Annotated in this window: 13 protein-coding genes; 12 read left to right on the top strand and 1 reads right to left on the bottom strand. The window is 64.0% G+C overall.

The annotated features are described in order from the left end of the window. The first annotated feature begins 119 nt into the window (after window positions 1–119). The 3 genes from BTN82_RS26965 to BTN82_RS26955 are packed head-to-tail and all read left to right on the top strand — an operon-like array spanning window position 120 to window position 2585. The gene (locus BTN82_RS26965; RefSeq protein WP_075122075.1) at window positions 120–1145 is read left to right on the top strand and encodes an aminoglycoside phosphotransferase family protein; all 1026 of its coding nucleotides are present in this window, start codon (window positions 120–122) and stop codon (window positions 1143–1145) included. Continuing rightward, a complete protein-coding gene (murU, locus tag BTN82_RS26960) occupies window positions 1142–1816 on the top strand; it encodes an N-acetylmuramate alpha-1-phosphate uridylyltransferase MurU (protein WP_075122074.1) in 675 nt (224 codons plus the stop codon). Before BTN82_RS26965 ends, murU begins: the two co-directional genes overlap by 4 nt. 1 nt (window position 1817) lies before the next feature. Beyond that, window positions 1818–2585, top strand: a complete 768-nt coding sequence (locus tag BTN82_RS26955) for a TerB family tellurite resistance protein (protein WP_075122073.1) — start codon at window positions 1818–1820, stop codon at window positions 2583–2585. Between the two features lie 80 nt (window positions 2586–2665). Here the strand turns inward: BTN82_RS26955 and BTN82_RS26950 are convergent, their stop codons facing one another. Further along, window positions 2666–3661: an alpha/beta hydrolase family protein gene (locus BTN82_RS26950; RefSeq protein ID WP_075122072.1), complete on the bottom strand. Its 996-nt coding sequence runs from the start codon at window positions 3659–3661 to the stop codon at window positions 2666–2668. A gap of 74 nt (window positions 3662–3735) precedes the next feature. Between BTN82_RS26950 and BTN82_RS26945 the strand changes: the two genes are divergently transcribed. From BTN82_RS26945 to BTN82_RS26905, 9 genes are all read left to right on the top strand, one after another. Beyond that, a complete protein-coding gene (locus BTN82_RS26945) occupies window positions 3736–6129 on the top strand; it encodes a PAS domain S-box protein (protein ID WP_075122071.1) in 2394 nt (797 codons plus the stop codon). A gap of 58 nt (window positions 6130–6187) precedes the next feature. Further along, window positions 6188–6817 carry a response regulator transcription factor gene (locus tag BTN82_RS26940; protein ID WP_075122070.1) on the top strand — a complete coding sequence of 210 codons (630 nt, stop codon included), beginning with the start codon at window positions 6188–6190 and terminating at the stop codon, window positions 6815–6817. Window positions 6818–7162: 345 nt separating this feature from the next. Further along, window positions 7163–8287: an ABC transporter ATP-binding protein gene (locus tag BTN82_RS26935; protein WP_075122069.1), complete on the top strand. Its 1125-nt coding sequence runs from the start codon at window positions 7163–7165 to the stop codon at window positions 8285–8287. 44 nt (window positions 8288–8331) lie between these two features. Continuing rightward, complete coding sequence (locus tag BTN82_RS26930) at window positions 8332–9393, top strand: ABC transporter substrate-binding protein (RefSeq protein WP_075122068.1); 1062 nt, start codon at window positions 8332–8334, stop codon at window positions 9391–9393. Window positions 9394–9461: 68 nt separating this feature from the next. Then, window positions 9462–10709, top strand: a complete 1248-nt coding sequence (locus tag BTN82_RS26925; protein WP_075122067.1) for an ABC transporter permease — start codon at window positions 9462–9464, stop codon at window positions 10707–10709. Between the two features lie 12 nt (window positions 10710–10721). Further along, a complete protein-coding gene (locus tag BTN82_RS26920) occupies window positions 10722–11546 on the top strand; it encodes an ABC transporter permease (RefSeq protein WP_075122066.1) in 825 nt (274 codons plus the stop codon). A 132-nt stretch (window positions 11547–11678) separates the two neighbouring features. Continuing rightward, window positions 11679–12827 carry an iron-containing alcohol dehydrogenase gene (locus BTN82_RS26915; protein ID WP_075122065.1) on the top strand — a complete coding sequence of 383 codons (1149 nt, stop codon included), beginning with the start codon at window positions 11679–11681 and terminating at the stop codon, window positions 12825–12827. 80 nt (window positions 12828–12907) lie between these two features. Continuing rightward, window positions 12908–13582: a ribulose-phosphate 3-epimerase gene (gene rpe / locus BTN82_RS26910; RefSeq protein ID WP_075122064.1), complete on the top strand. Its 675-nt coding sequence runs from the start codon at window positions 12908–12910 to the stop codon at window positions 13580–13582. Further along, window positions 13579–14397, top strand: a complete 819-nt coding sequence (locus BTN82_RS26905) for a phosphoglycolate phosphatase (protein ID WP_075122063.1) — start codon at window positions 13579–13581, stop codon at window positions 14395–14397. The genes rpe and BTN82_RS26905 overlap by 4 nt, the downstream gene beginning before the upstream one ends. Window positions 14398–14412 lie beyond the last annotated feature (15 nt).

The raw sequence follows: 14412 nt of genomic DNA, 5'->3' as shown, positions 1-14412 counted from the left end.
GGGCTTCCTGCGTGCCATCTGCCCGCGGTGTGGGCCGCACGCCTCTCGATGGTCTGAAAAAGATGCTGGATAATAAAGCATGACCCGCTTGACGGCTAGGGCCGTCGGAGACCCTTGCAATGCCTGACCAAGATGTACGCTTGCAACACCTGAAAGTTTGGCTCGATGAGCAGTTGTCGATTGTTTATGCCTCCAACGGTTGGGGCGCGGTGCCCCCGGCCACATTGACCGCGGCCAGCAGCGACGCGAGTTTCCGGCGCTATTTTCGTTGGGAAGGCGAGGGCCGCAGCTTCGTTGTGATGGACGCTCCACCCCCCCAGGAAAACTGCAAACCTTTCGTGGATATTGCCCATCTGTTGGCAAAATCCGGCATCAATGTGCCGAAAATTTATGCGCAGGATTTGCCGCGTGGCTTTCTTTTGCTCAACGACCTGGGCAATCAGACCTATCTGGACGTGATCGACGGCGAAAATGCCGATGCCTTGTTCAAGGACGCGCTGCGTGCCTTGCTGGCCTTCCAGCAATTGCCGATGGACGCGCCGTTGCCCAGCTACGACGTCGCCTTGCTGCGTCGCGAGCTGGAGTTGTTTCCCGAGTGGTACGTGGGGCGCGAGCTGGGCGTCGAGCTGAGCGAGCGCCAGCGCGGCCAATGGCAGCGGGTCAGCGACCTGCTGATCGACAGCGCCCTGGCCCAGCCCAAGGTGCTGGTCCATCGCGACTACATGCCGCGCAACCTGATGCTCAGCGAGCCCAACCCGGGCGTGCTGGATTTTCAGGACGCGGTCTACGGCCCGGTGACCTATGACGTCACTTGCCTGTTCAAGGATGCCTTTCTCAGCTGGCCCGACGCGCGGGTATATGGCTGGCTGGAAGATTACTGGCAACAGGCCCGCGGTCTGGGTATCGCGGTCCAGCCGGTATTCGAGGACTTCCTGCGCGCCAGCGACCTGATGGGTGTGCAGCGCCATCTCAAGGTGATCGGGATCTTCGCGCGGATTTGCCATCGCGACGGCAAACCCCGCTACCTCGGCGATGTGCCGCGTTTCTTCGCTTATATAGAAGCGGTCCTGGCGCGTCGGCCGGAGCTGGCGGAACTGGGCGAGTTACTGGCCAGCCTGCGCCAGCCGGTCGGAGCCTGTGTATGAAGGCAATGATTCTGGCCGCAGGCAAGGGCGAACGGATGCGTCCCCTGACCTTGACCACGCCCAAGCCGCTGATCCGCGCCGCTGGCGTGCCGCTGATCGAATACCACCTGCGGGCACTGGCCCGGGCGGGCTTTAGCGAGATCGTCATCAACCATGCCTGGCTGGGGCAGCAGATCGAAGACCACCTGGGCGATGGCTCGCGCTTCGGCCTGAGCATCTGTTATTCGCCGGAGGGCGAGCCGCTGGAAACCGGCGGCGGTATTTTTCGAGCCTTGCCGTTGCTGGGCGACGAGCCTTTTCTGGTGGTCAACGGCGATGTCTGGACCGACTACGATTTCCGCAGGCTGAACCGTCCGCAGGCCGCTTTGGCGCACCTGGTGCTGGTGGATAACCCGGCCCACCATACCGCCGGCGATTTCATCCTTGGCGAGGATGCCCTGGTGCGGGACTCTGAGCCGGGCGCGCAGACCCTGACCTACAGCGGTATCGCGGTGCTGCATCCGGATCTGTTCGAGGGCTGTGCCGCGGGTGCCTTCAAGCTGGCGCCCCTGCTGCGCAAGGCAATGGCCGCAGGCCAGGTTAGCGGCGAGCGGTTGCTGGGGCATTGGGTCGATGTCGGTACCCACGAGCGCCTGGCGGAAGTCGAAACCTTGCTAGAAGCGAGTCGCTGATATGTTGTGGCCAGGGACTCTGATCGGAGCCGGGGCTGGCTTTGCCATAGCCAGTATTCCGGGGGCCATGTTGGGCGCCTTGCTGGGGCAGGCGCTGGACCGGCGCTTGCAACTGCATAGCTGGGCCCAGGTGCGCGAGCGGCTGGGTGGGCGCCCGGCGCTACGCAACGACGAATTGCTGTTCGTGTTGCTGGGGCGTCTGGCGAAAAGCGATGGCCGGGTGGTCGATGGGCATATCCAGCAGGCGCGCCTGGAGATGCGCTCGCTGGAGATGGGCGACGCGGCGCAGCGCCGTGCCATTGCCGCGTTCAATCGCGGTAAGTCGGGTAACGATCGGCTACGCGGTTACCTGCGTCGCCTGGCGGCTCAGCCCCATGCGGCCGAGGGGGTGTTGCGGGCTTGCTGGCGAATGGTCTGGGCCGATGGCCGGGCCAGTACGGCCGAACGTGAGCTGATTCAGCTCTGGGGCAAGTGGCTGGGCTGGACGGGGCCGCAGGTGCAGGCTTTGGCGGCAGACTACGAGCCCAGCCGAAAACCGCTGGCCAATAGCACGGGCGCCTATCAGGAAGCCTTGCGCTTGCTGGGTGTCTCGGCGACCAGCGAGCCTTCGCAGATCAAGCGCGCTTATCGGCGTCTGCTTAGCCGCCATCATCCGGACAAGATCGCCGGCAGCGGCGCCAACCCGTTGCAGGTGCGCGAAGCCACGGAAAAGACCCGCGAGCTGCACAGCGCTTACGCGCTGATCCGCGAACGCCGAGACTTTCGTTAGGCCTGGACTGTCGTTGAGAGGCGAGTCCATGCTGGCCCCGCGCCCTGTCAGGCACAGGCGCGGGGCCAGCATGGCGGAGCTCAGTCTTGCACGGGTTGTGGGCTCAACCAGCCGCGTATACGTCTGAACAGTTGCTCGTTTTCAGCCGCGTTGTTTCCCGGCAATGCATTGAGCGAGATCTGCGTGAAGTTGGCGTTCTTCAGGCGTTTGCTTGCTTGCAGGCGCTCCAGCGCATTTTTACGGGACTGCGCACTGTCGCCGTAGAAGAAATCGGCGATCGGCAGTTTCAGGCCGGGCGCCAGCTCCGCCAGTCCGGGTTTGCCGATGGACGGGGTCTGGGCGGCCACCAACACCAGTTTCTGCACCTGTGGCGGTTGTTTCTCGCTCAAGTAACGCGTCGCCCAATAGGCGCCAGTGCCATGCCCCAGCAAGACAATGCTGCGGGCATTTTGCTGCTCGGCATAGGTCAGCGCGGCGTCGATCCGCGCGAAGATTCGCTCGGCGTCGGCCTTGGCCTGTTCCTCGCTACTCTCTGCGACTGCTCGGTCGGCAATCTCGGCTTCGCCGCCGGCGGCCTGTTCAATCGGTTTGGGCGCTGCGGTGGCGGCATCTTTGCTGCTAGTGTCGGCGGTGGCGGGCGCAGGTTCGACTTCGACGATGCGCGGTTGCGCCGCATCGCTCTGCAGGTCGGGCAGGGTCAGACTCAGGCTGCCCCAGTCGGCGTCCGGCAATCGGTTGCGTAAAGGGCCGACGGCCTGCGGCCAGTCAGCGCTTTCGCCAGCACCCGGGACAATGATCACCGCACCCTTGGGGTCGCTGGTGTTGGCCGGTTTCCACAGGGCCAGGAAATTCTCGCTGCCGGCCTGCAAGGATTGTTGTTCGCTAGAGGGCAGGACGCGTTCGAGAGCCGCGGCATCTTCCTGGCTACGCTCAAGGAGCGGCTGGCGCTCGGCCGGTTTTTCCGCGGCCGGTTCCGTCGGGGCGGGCGCGGGGTCGGCGGCCTCGACCGAAAAGGCACAAGGCAGGATCAGCGACAGGCACAATGCGGGCAGTGCCGAGCGGTGGACAAGGGGCATCGGTTATTCCAGGCCAGAAGTAATCCCGGCAGCCTAATGGGTTGGTCAGTATTTGTCAGTGTGTGAGATTTCAGATGATGGGTTTTCGCTGCCTGCTGGTTATCGGCTGTATCTGTCTCCCCTTGATGGCCAGGGCGGCGCCGGCGCCGCATGTCGCCCAGACGCCGTTGAGCACCGCGCAGCAGCAGTGGCTGGCGCAGCATCTGGAACTGCGGGTCGGCGTGGTGCTCCAGGCACCCTATGCCCAGTACGACCGGCGGCTGCAGCGGCTGTCCGGGGTCAATATCGAACTGATGCAGTGGTTGGCCCAGGCGATGAAGGTCGAGCTGGTCTGGCGCAACTTTGCCGACCAGGCGCAGTTGGATGCGGCGGTGCGAGACGGCGAGGTCGACATGGCCCCGGGACTGACCCAGACCCCGGCCGGGTTGCGGCTCTGGCAGTTTTCCGACCCTTACATGCGCGTGCCGCAACTGGTGGTCGGCGAGCAGAAAGGCGCCGGCGCGGTGGAGCTGGAAAAACTCGATAGCCAGACCCGCGTGGCTGTACGCATGCCCAGCGCGGTGGCCGACCACCTGCGCGTGACCTACTCCAATCTCAACCTGCAGGGCGTACCGCTGGAGCGCCAGGCCTTGCAGCTGCTGCTCAGCCAGCAGGCGCGTTACGCGGTGATCGACGAGGCGCAGCTCAGTCGCCTGTCGGCGGAGCCGGAGTTCGCCGGTCTCGCGGTGGTGGGCGATATCGGCCTGCCGCAACTGTTGCGGGTGGCGACCCGGCGTGACTGGCCGGAGTTGGCGGACATCGTCCAGCGCGCCCTGCACGGCATCGCCGCCAAGGACCTGGAGCAGTTGCACAATCGCTGGCTGCAACCCAAATACCCGCGTTTCAGCGAGTCCCGCGGTTTCTGGCAGAACCTCAGCCTGCTGCTGGCCGTCTTGCTGTCGGCCTGCATGGCCATCGTGATCTGGCAGCGGCGCCAGCAGCAGGCGCTCGAACATCGCCTGCTGGCGACCCGCGAGGACCTGGCCCGGCGCGAGGCCAGCGAAGAAGCCTTGCGCCTGACCCAGTTTTCCATCGACCAGAGCACGGTGGGGATTCTCTGGGTCAACTGGGACAGCCATGTGCGCTACGCCAACCGCGCGGCCGAGAGCATGCTGGGCTATGCGCCGGGGGCGATCATCGATCGGCCGTTGAGCGACTTCGAGCCCAACCTGCACATGGACCGCTGGCTCAGCCTGTGGAAGCGCGCCCGCGCCAACGAGGACGCGCCACCCAGTTTCGAAACCCAGTGCGTACGCGCCGACGGCAGCATCCTGCCCACGGATGTGTCGTTGAGTTTTCTGCGCTTTCGCGACGGCGAGTACCTGGTGGTGTACCTGAACGACGTCACCGAGCGCCGCCGCGCCCTGGCCGCCTTGCAGGAAAGCGAGGCGCGGTTGCAGGGGATAGCCGCCAATGTGCCGGGTCTGGTGTTCCGCCTGGAACGGGCGCCGGTGACCGGGCAGATCGATTTCGCCTACATCAGCGAAGGCAGCGAGAGTCTGGTGGGGTATTCCCCGGCGATCCTCAGCCACCGCGACATCGGGCTGCGCAGCCTGGTGCACCCGGGCGACCGGGCCAGCTATCACCAGACCCAGGACCATGCCCTGGACACCGACAGCGACTGGTCCTGGCAAGGGCGGATCCTGACCCGGCAGGGCGAGCAGCGCTGGGCGGAGATCAAGGCCATCACCCGCCAGCTCGACGACGGCGCCTATGTCTGGGACGGCATTGTCTGGGACATCAGCGAAAGCAAGCGCATCGAACTGGAACTGGCCAGCTCGCGAGAGCAACTGCGCGAACTGTCGGCGCACCTGGAAAGCGTGCGCGAGGAGGAAAAGGCGCGTATCGCCCGTGAGGTGCATGACGAGCTGGGCCAGATGCTCACGGTGCTCAAACTGGAAACCTCGATGTGCGAACTGGCGTATGCCCAGCTCGACCCGGGGCTGCACGAACGCTTGAACAGCATGAAGCGCCTGATCGCCCAACTGTTCCAGCTGGTGCGCGATGTGGCCACGGCGTTGCGCCCACCGATCCTCGATGCCGGGATCGCCTCGGCCATCGAGTGGCAGGCGCGGCGCTTCGAGGCGCGCACGCAGATTCCCTGCCTGGTGCAGGTGCCGGACAACTTGCCGGTGCTCAGCGACGCCAAGGCCATCGGTCTGTTCCGCATCCTCCAGGAAGCCCTGACCAATGTGATGCGCCATGCCCAGGCGCATACTGTGGAGCTGACCCTGAGCCTCGAGCGCGACCAGCTGCGCATGAGCATCAGCGACGACGGCCGGGGGTTTGTGGTCGAGGCCGGGCGGCCGACTTCCTTCGGCCTGGTGGGCATGCGCGAGCGGGTGCTGATCATGGGCGGCAGCCTGACGCTGGACAGCCAGTTGGGCGAGGGCACGACCCTGAGCGTCACTGTCCCGCTGGACCTGTAGGAGCGAGCTTGCTCGCGATACGCTCGCTCATCATCACTAATAAGAAGAGGTACGAGCTTTGATCCGTGTACTGGTAGCCGAAGACCACACCATCGTCCGCGAAGGCATCAAGCAGTTGATCGGCCTGGCCAAGGACCTGACGGTGGCGGGGGAGGCGAGCAACGGCGAGCAGTTGTTGGAAGCCCTGCGGCATGTGCCGTGCGAAGTGGTGCTGCTGGATATCTCCATGCCCGGGGTCAACGGCCTGGAGGCGATCCCGCGGATTCGCGCGTTGAACCATCCGCCGGCGATCCTGGTGCTGTCGATGCACGACGAAGCGCAGATGGCCGCCCGGGCGCTGAAAGTGGGGGCGGCCGGTTATGCCACCAAGGACAGCGACCCGGCGCTGCTGCTGACGGCGATCCGCAAGGTCGCGGCGGGCGGTCGCTACATTGATCCGGAGCTGGCCGACCGTATGGTTTTCGAGGTTGGCCTGACCGATAGCCGACCGCTGCATTCCCTGCTGTCGGAGCGCGAGTTTTCCGTGTTCGAGCGCCTGGCCCAAGGCGCCAACGTCAACGATATCGCCCAGCAGTTGGCCTTGAGCAGCAAGACCATCAGCACCCACAAGGCGCGGTTGATGCAGAAGCTCAATATCACTTCCCTGGCCGAGCTGGTGAAGTACGCGATGGAGCACAAGCTGCTCTGAACCTGTAGCCGCTGCTGCAGGCTGCGATTGACCCGAAGGGGCGCCAGCGGTCTTGAGTCTGTCGAGGTCCTGCGGACCTTGCGCAGCCTTCGGCAGCGGCTACAGAAACGCTACTTATCCATTTGCGACATGCCGGCGTCACGCGCGGGGCTGGCGGCAAAGGCCTTTGGCGGGGAGGGGGCTGGAGGTCGTGCAGGACGTATCCAATCGCGCCATCCTTGTAGGGCAATCCCTACAAAGAACCTTCCATCCGGCTGAGGCCAATCTCTCCTACCCCCCGATTTGCGCGGCTTTTGGCCTGCACTAGGCTTAGTCCACAGCCGTCAAAAAATAAAAGGTGTGGGTATGAGCGAGGTCGTTTCAAGCGCTGGGGCGAGTGATGTACTGGTCAGCTTTCGTGGTGTGCAAAAGAGCTACGACGGCGAAAACCTGATCGTCAAAGACCTCAATCTGGAGATTCGCAAAGGCGAGTTTCTGACCCTGCTCGGGCCGTCCGGCTCCGGCAAGACCACCAGCCTGATGATGCTGGCCGGCTTCGAGACGCCGACCGCCGGGGAAATCCAGCTGGCCGGGCGTTCGATCAACAACGTGCCGCCGCACAAGCGCGATATCGGTATGGTGTTCCAGAACTATGCGTTGTTCCCGCACATGACCGTGGCCGAGAACCTGGCGTTCCCGCTGTCGGTGCGGGGCTTGGGCAAGACCGATATCAGCGAGCGGGTCAAGCGCGTGCTGAGCATGGTCCAGCTCGATGCTTTCGCCCAGCGTTATCCGGCGCAGTTGTCCGGCGGCCAGCAGCAGCGGGTGGCCCTGGCCCGGGCGTTGGTGTTCGAGCCGCAGCTGGTGCTGATGGACGAACCCCTCGGCGCGCTGGACAAACAACTGCGCGAACACATGCAGATGGAAATCAAGCACCTGCACCAGCGCCTCGGCGTGACCGTGGTCTACGTGACCCACGACCAGGGCGAAGCCCTGACCATGTCCGACCGGGTCGCGGTGTTCCACCAAGGCGAGATCCAGCAGATCGCCCCGCCTCGCACCCTTTACGAAGAACCGAAGAACACCTTCGTCGCCAACTTCATCGGCGAGAACAACCGCCTCAACGGTCGCTTGCACAGCCAGGCCGGCGACCGCTGCGTGGTCGAGCTGGGGCGCGGCGAGAAGGTCGAGGCACTGGCGGTCAATGTCGGCAAGACCGGCGAGCCGGTGACCCTGTCGATTCGTCCGGAGCGCGTGAGCCTCAACGGTTCCAGCGAAAGCTGTGTCAACCGCTTCTCAGGGAGGGTGGCGGAATTCATCTATCTGGGCGACCACGTCCGGGTTCGCCTGGAAGTCTGCGGCAAGACCGACTTCTTCGTGAAACAGCCGATTGCCGAGCTCGATCCGGAGCTGGCGGTGGGCGATGTGGTTCCGCTTGGCTGGCAGGTCGAGCACGTTCGCGCGCTCGACCCACTTCTAGAGGCGCATTGATCGCCCCCTTGCTTCACCAACCCTGCACGTGGAGAGAACAATAAATGTCGAGATCCCTGAAATTCACCGCTCCCCTTGGCGCCATCGCTGTGGCATTGGGCCTGATGGGCGCGACGCATGCGATGGCGGCGGGCCCGGACCTGACCGTGGTGTCCTTTGGCGGGGCGAACAAGGCGGCTCAGGTCAAAGCCTTCTATGCCCCGTGGGAAAGCGCGGGCAACGGCAAGATCGTCGCCGGCGAATACAACGGTGAGATGGCCAAGGTCAAAGCCATGGTCGACACCAAGAGCGTGTCCTGGGACCTGGTGGAAGTCGAGTCGCCGGAGCTGTCTCGCGGTTGCGACGAAGACATGTTCGAGCAGCTCGACCCTGCGCTGTTCGGCAAGGCCGAGGATTACGTCAAGGGCGCGATCCAGCCTTGCGGCGTGGGTTTCTTCGTCTGGTCCACCGTCCTGGCCTATAACGCCGACAAGCTGAAAAGCGCGCCGACCAGCTGGGCGGATTTCTGGGACACCACGAAATTCCCGGGCAAGCGCGGCCTGCGCAAAGGCGCCAAGTACACCCTGGAATTTGCCCTGATGGCCGACGGCGTGGCGCCCAAGGACGTGTACAAGGTGCTGGCCGGCAAGGATGGCCAGGACCGTGCGTTCAAGAAGCTCGACGAGCTCAAGCCGAACATCCAGTGGTGGGAAGCCGGCGCCCAGCCGCCGCAGTACCTGGCCTCCGGCGACGTGGTCATGAGCTCGGCGTACAACGGCCGGATCGCCGCGGTGCAGAAAGAAAGCAACCTGAAAGTCGTATGGAACGGCGGTATCTACGACTTCGACGCCTGGGCCATTCCGAAGGGCCTGGACAAGACCCGCGCCGAAGCCGCGAAGAAATTCATCGCCTTCTCGGTGCAGCCGCAGCAGCAGAAGACCTACTCGGAAAACATCGCCTACGGTCCGGCCAACACCCAGGCCGTCCCGCTGCTGGCCAAGGACATCCTGAAGGACATGCCGACCACCCCGGAAAACATCGCCAACCAGGTGCAGATCGACGTCAGCTTCTGGGCTGACAACGGTGAGCAGTTGGAACAGCGTTTCAACTCGTGGGCGGCCAAGTAAGGCGCCATGCACTGGCGACGTCGCCTGTGGGTGACGTCGCTGCCGTTTAAAGATTTCCGGAGTTCGTCATGGCCATTACCGTTCCCTTGAACGAGGTCACCAGCCCCAGCCTCAAGCAGCGCCTGGCGCGCGCCGAGCGGGTCAACCGCTGGAAGGCGCAAGCGTTGATCGCGCCTCTGGTGCTGTTCCTGCTGCTGGTGTTTCTCGTGCCTATCGCGGCGCTGCTGTACAAGAGCGTCGGTAACCCGGAGGTGGTGCAAGGCATGCCGCGCACCGTGGCTGCCGTGGCCGGCTGGGACGGACGCGGCCTGCCCGCCGAGCCGGTGTACAAGGCGCTGAGCGAAGACCTGGCCACCGCGCGTAAAAACCAGACCCTGGGCGATCTGTCCAAGCGGTTGAACATGGAGTTGGCCGGCTATCGCAGCCTGCTGACCAAAACGGCTCGTGCCTTGCCCTTCAAGGACGAGCCTGCCTCTTATAAAGAAGCGCTGGAAGCCATCGACGAGCGCTGGGGCGACCCGGCCTACTGGCAGGCGGTACGCCGCAATACCAGCAGCCTGACGCCGTTTTACCTGTTGGCCGCGGTCGACCACCGGATCGACGATCTGGGCGAAGTCGCTCCGGCGACCCCCGACCAGGCCATCTACCTGGATATCTTCGCCCGCACCTTCTGGATGGGCTTGGTGATTACCGGTATCTGCCTGCTGCTGGCCTATCCCCTGGCCTACCTGCTGGCCAACCTGCCGGCGCGCCAGAGCAACCTGTTGATGATCCTGGTGCTGCTGCCGTTCTGGACCTCGATCCTGGTGCGCGTGGCCGCCTGGATCGTGCTGTTGCAATCGGGTGGCCTGATCAACAGCGCGCTGATGGCCATGGGCGTGCTCGACAAACCGCTGGAGCTGGTGTTCAACCGCACCGGGGTCTACATCTCCATGGTGCACATCCTGCTGCCGTTCATGATCCTGCCGATCTACAGCGTGATGAAAGGCATCTCGCCGACCTATATGCGCGCGGCGATTTCCCTGGGCTGCCATCCGTTCGCCAGCTTCTGGCGGGTGTATTTCCCGCAGACTTACGCCGGCGTCGGCGCCGGTTGCCTGCTGGTGTTCATCCTCGCCATTGGCTACTACATCACCCCGGCCCTGCTGGGCAGCCCGAACGACCAGATGGTCAGCTACTTCGTCGCCTTCTACACCAACACCAGCATCAACTGGGGCATGGCCACCGCTCTGGGCGGCCTGCTGCTGTTGGCGACCGTGGTGCTGTACCTGATTTACAGCTGGTTGGTGGGCGCCAGCCGCCTGCGCCTGAGCTAAGGAGAGAACGAAATGCTGAGCCCCTACATGTCGCCCGTCGAGCGGGTCTGGTTCTACAGCTTGCGGATTCTCTGCGGCTTGATTCTGTTGTTCCTGATCTTGCCGGTGCTGGTGATCGTCCCGCTGTCGTTCAACTCGGGCAGTTTCCTGGTGTACCCACTGCAGGGCTTTTCGTTGCAGTGGTATCACGACTTCTTCGCCTCGGCGGAATGGATGCGCGCGCTGAAGAACAGCATCATCGTCGCGCCGGCGGCCACCGTACTGGCGATGGTCTTCGGCACGCTGGCGGCCATTGGCCTGACCCGCGGCGACTTCCCCGGCAAGGCGCTGGTCATGGCCCTGGTGATCTCGCCGATGGTGGTGCCCGTGGTGATCATCGGCGTGGCCAGTTACCTGTTCTTCGCCCCGCTGGGCATGGGCAACAGCTTCTTCTCGCTGATTATCGTCCACGCCGTGCTGGGCGTGCCGTTCGTGATCATCACGGTTTCGGCCACGCTGCAGGGCTTCAACCATAACCTGGTACGGGCCGCGGCCAGCCTGGGCGCTTCGCCGCTGATGGCATTTCGTCGGGTGACCCTGCCGTTGATCGCCCCGGGGGTGATCAGCGGTGCGCTGTTCGCTTTCGCCACTTCGTTCGACGAAGTGGTGGTCACGCTGTTCCTCGCCGGCCCGGAGCAGGCCACCCTGCCGCGGCAGATGTTCAGTGGCATCCGCGAAAACCTCAGCCCGACCATCGCCGCCGCGGCGACGCTGTTGATCGCCTTCTCGGTGATTCTGCTGCTGACCCTGGAATGGCTGCGTGGGCGCAGCGAGAAACTGCGCACCGCCCAGGTCTGATCGGCCCGGACGAATTGCTCCCACGCACGCCGGGGGAGCGATTCATTCAGGCATTCATTCGCCGAATGGCAGACAACCGCGAATCCCCAGCTACTCTTGTGCCAGCTCCTACCTGTACAAGAGGCCGCGCACATGAGTCTTTCCTCTTTCAAAATCGCCCACAAACTGCTCACCGGCTCCGCCGCCATCGAGCAACTGGCCGCCGAGTTGAGCCGCCTGGATGTCGATAACCCACTGATCGTCACCGATGCCGCGCTGGTCAAGTCCGGCACCGTGGAGTTGGCGCTGGTGCAGCTCGGGGGGCGCGACTACGAGATTTTCGACCGGGTGCAACCCGACCCGGAAATCGCCATCGTCGAAGACTGCATGCAGGTCTACCGCGAAGGCGGACACGACGGCTTGATCGGCCTGGGCGGCGGCAGTGCCATCGATATCGCCAAGAGCGTTGCGGCCTACGCCGGTTATCACGGCGCGCTGGAGGATCTGTTCGGCATCGATCAGGTGCCGCGCAAGGGACCGCCGTTGATCGCCATTCCCACCACGGCCGGTACCGGTTCGGAAGTCACCAATGTGGCGATTCTCTCGGACAAGGTCGCGCAGTTGAAAAAGGGTATCGTCAGCGATTACCTGTTGCCGGATGTGGCGCTGGTCAGCCCGCAGATGACCTTGACCTGTCCACGAAGTGTTACTGCGGCCAGTGGGGTCGATGCCTTGGCGCACGCCATCGAGTCCTACCTGTCGCTGAACGCCTCGCCTATTACCGACTCCCTGGCCATTGGCGCGATCCGGCTGATCGTCCAGGCGCTGCCCAAGGCGTATGCCAACCCTGCCCACTTGCAGGCCCGCGAAGACATGGCCACCGCCAGTCTGATGGCCGGCATGGCCTTCGGTAATGCCGGGGTCGGCGCGGTACACGCCCTGGCCTATCCGCTGGGTGGGCGTTTCAATATCGGCCACGGTGTCAGCAATGCCTTGTTGCTGCCCCATGTCATGACCTGGAACAAGATGGCCTGTGTCGAGCGCATGCAGGATATCGCCGAGGCCATGGGGGTGAAGACCGCTCACCTGAGTGCGGCCGAGGCGGCCGACAAGGCCGTCGAGGCCATGGCCCAGCTCTGCGCCGCGGTGGAGATTCCGTCGGGGCTGCGCAGTTTCGGAGTGCCGCAGGAGGCGATTCCGTCCATGGCGGTGGAAGCCGCGGGAATCGAGCGCCTGATGCGCAACAACCCACGCAAGTTGAGCCCTGGCGATATCGAGAAGATCTATCGCGCGGCTTACTGATCATCGCGGTCACGGTGCGCGCGTCAAAGCATGAGGTATACAATGCGCGCCACCGTGATTCTGCTCAAAAAAGGTGCGTCATGCAGCCCTTCGCTATTGCTCCGTCGATCCTCTCCGCCGACTTCGCCCGCCTGGGCGAGGAAGTGGACAATGTTCTCGCCGCTGGCGCCGACATCGTGCACTTCGATGTCATGGACAACCATTACGTGCCGAACCTGACCATCGGCCCGATGGTCTGCGCCGCCCTGCGCAAGTACGGCATCACCGCGCCGATCGACGCCCACCTGATGGTGTCCCCGGTGGATCGCATCATCGGCGACTTCATCGAGGCCGGAGCGACCTACATCACCTTTCACCCGGAAGCCACCCTGCACGTTGACCGTTCCCTGCAAATGATCCGCGAAGGCGGTTGCAAGGCCGGCCTGGTGTTCAACCCGGCCACCCCGCTGGATGTGCTCAAGTACGTCATGGACAAGGTCGACATGATCCTGCTGATGAGCGTCAACCCGGGCTTTGGCGGGCAGAAATTCATCCCCGGCACCCTCGACAAGCTGCGCGAGGCCCGGGCCTTGATCGACGCTTGCGGTCGTGACATCCGCCTGGAAATCGACGGCGGCGTGAATGTGAACAACATCCGCGAAATCGCCGCGGCGGGCGCCGACACCTTCGTTGCGGGTTCGGCGATCTTCAACGCGCCGAACTATCGGGACGTGATCGAGAAGATGCGCTCCGAACTGGCCCTGGCTCGTCCATGAGCGGTTTCGAGCAGCTGTTCCCGGGGCGCCTGCCGCGACTGGTGATGTTCGACCTGGATGGCACGCTGATCGATTCGGTTCCCGACCTCGCGGCGGCCGTGGACGAGATGTTGCGCAAGCTCGGGCGTCCGGCCGCTGGCATCGAGGCCGTGCGCGAGTGGGTCGGCAATGGCGCGCCAATGCTGGTCCGCCGTGCCCTGGCCAACGACATCGACGCCCAGGGCGTCGACGACGTCGAGGCGGAACATGCGCTGGAGCTGTTCAACAGTGCTTATGAGGACGGGCACGAGCTGACCGTGGTCTACCCCGGCGTGCGTGACACCCTCAAATGGCTGCAAAAGCAGGGCGTCGAAATGGCGCTGATCACCAACAAGCCGGAGCGCTTCGTCGCGCCCCTGCTGGATCAGATGAAGATCGGTCGGTATTTCCGCTGGATCATCGGCGGCGATACCCTACCGCAGAAGAAGCCCGACCCGGCCGCGTTGTTCTTCGTCATGAAAATGGCCAGCATCCCGGCCTCGCAATCGCTGTTCGTCGGCGACTCGCGCAGCGACGTGCAGGCGGCGAAAGCCGCGGGCGTGAAGTGCGTGGCCTTGAGCTATGGCTACAACCACGGACGGCCGATCGCCGAGGAATTGCCGGCCCTGGTGATCGACGATCTGCGCCAGCTAATTCCCGGTTGCCTGGATCCGGCCGCTGAGATAACGTTGCCCGACGCTGTTCAATCCCCTCCTGGAAACGCCATCGTGGTGGTCACCCGCAAACTCTGGATGAAAGTCATCAAGGCCCTGGCCCGTTGGCGTTGGCGCGCCTGACGTGTTCCTGGCCGG

Source organism: Pseudomonas chlororaphis (assembly GCF_001921865.1).
GTDB classification, from domain to species: Bacteria; Pseudomonadota; Gammaproteobacteria; order Pseudomonadales; family Pseudomonadaceae; genus Aquipseudomonas; species Aquipseudomonas chlororaphis_D.
The sequence above is the reverse complement of the archived record's forward strand: the minus strand, read 5'-3'. Positions and strand labels throughout refer to the sequence as shown.

What these genes read in the sequence shown, in the direction of transcription:
- BTN82_RS26945 (WP_075122071.1), top strand. Translation starts at nt 3,736, where the DNA reads ATGATGGGTTTTCGCTGCCTGCTGGTTATCGGCTGTATCTGTCTCCCC.
- murU (WP_075122074.1), top strand. Translation starts at nt 1,142, where the DNA reads ATGAAGGCAATGATTCTGGCCGCAGGCAAGGGCGAACGGATGCGTCCC.
- BTN82_RS26930 (WP_075122068.1), top strand. Translation starts at nt 8,332, where the DNA reads ATGTCGAGATCCCTGAAATTCACCGCTCCCCTTGGCGCCATCGCTGTG.
- BTN82_RS26935 (WP_075122069.1), top strand. Translation starts at nt 7,163, where the DNA reads ATGAGCGAGGTCGTTTCAAGCGCTGGGGCGAGTGATGTACTGGTCAGC.
- BTN82_RS26905 (WP_075122063.1), top strand. Translation starts at nt 13,579, where the DNA reads ATGAGCGGTTTCGAGCAGCTGTTCCCGGGGCGCCTGCCGCGACTGGTG.
- BTN82_RS26965 (WP_075122075.1), top strand. Translation starts at nt 120, where the DNA reads ATGCCTGACCAAGATGTACGCTTGCAACACCTGAAAGTTTGGCTCGAT.
- BTN82_RS26955 (WP_075122073.1), top strand. Translation starts at nt 1,818, where the DNA reads ATGTTGTGGCCAGGGACTCTGATCGGAGCCGGGGCTGGCTTTGCCATA.
- BTN82_RS26950 (WP_075122072.1), bottom strand. Translation starts at nt 3,661, where the DNA reads ATGCCCCTTGTCCACCGCTCGGCACTGCCCGCATTGTGCCTGTCGCTG.
- BTN82_RS26915 (WP_075122065.1), top strand. Translation starts at nt 11,679, where the DNA reads ATGAGTCTTTCCTCTTTCAAAATCGCCCACAAACTGCTCACCGGCTCC.
- BTN82_RS26920 (WP_075122066.1), top strand. Translation starts at nt 10,722, where the DNA reads ATGCTGAGCCCCTACATGTCGCCCGTCGAGCGGGTCTGGTTCTACAGC.
- rpe (WP_075122064.1), top strand. Translation starts at nt 12,908, where the DNA reads ATGCAGCCCTTCGCTATTGCTCCGTCGATCCTCTCCGCCGACTTCGCC.
- BTN82_RS26925 (WP_075122067.1), top strand. Translation starts at nt 9,462, where the DNA reads ATGGCCATTACCGTTCCCTTGAACGAGGTCACCAGCCCCAGCCTCAAG.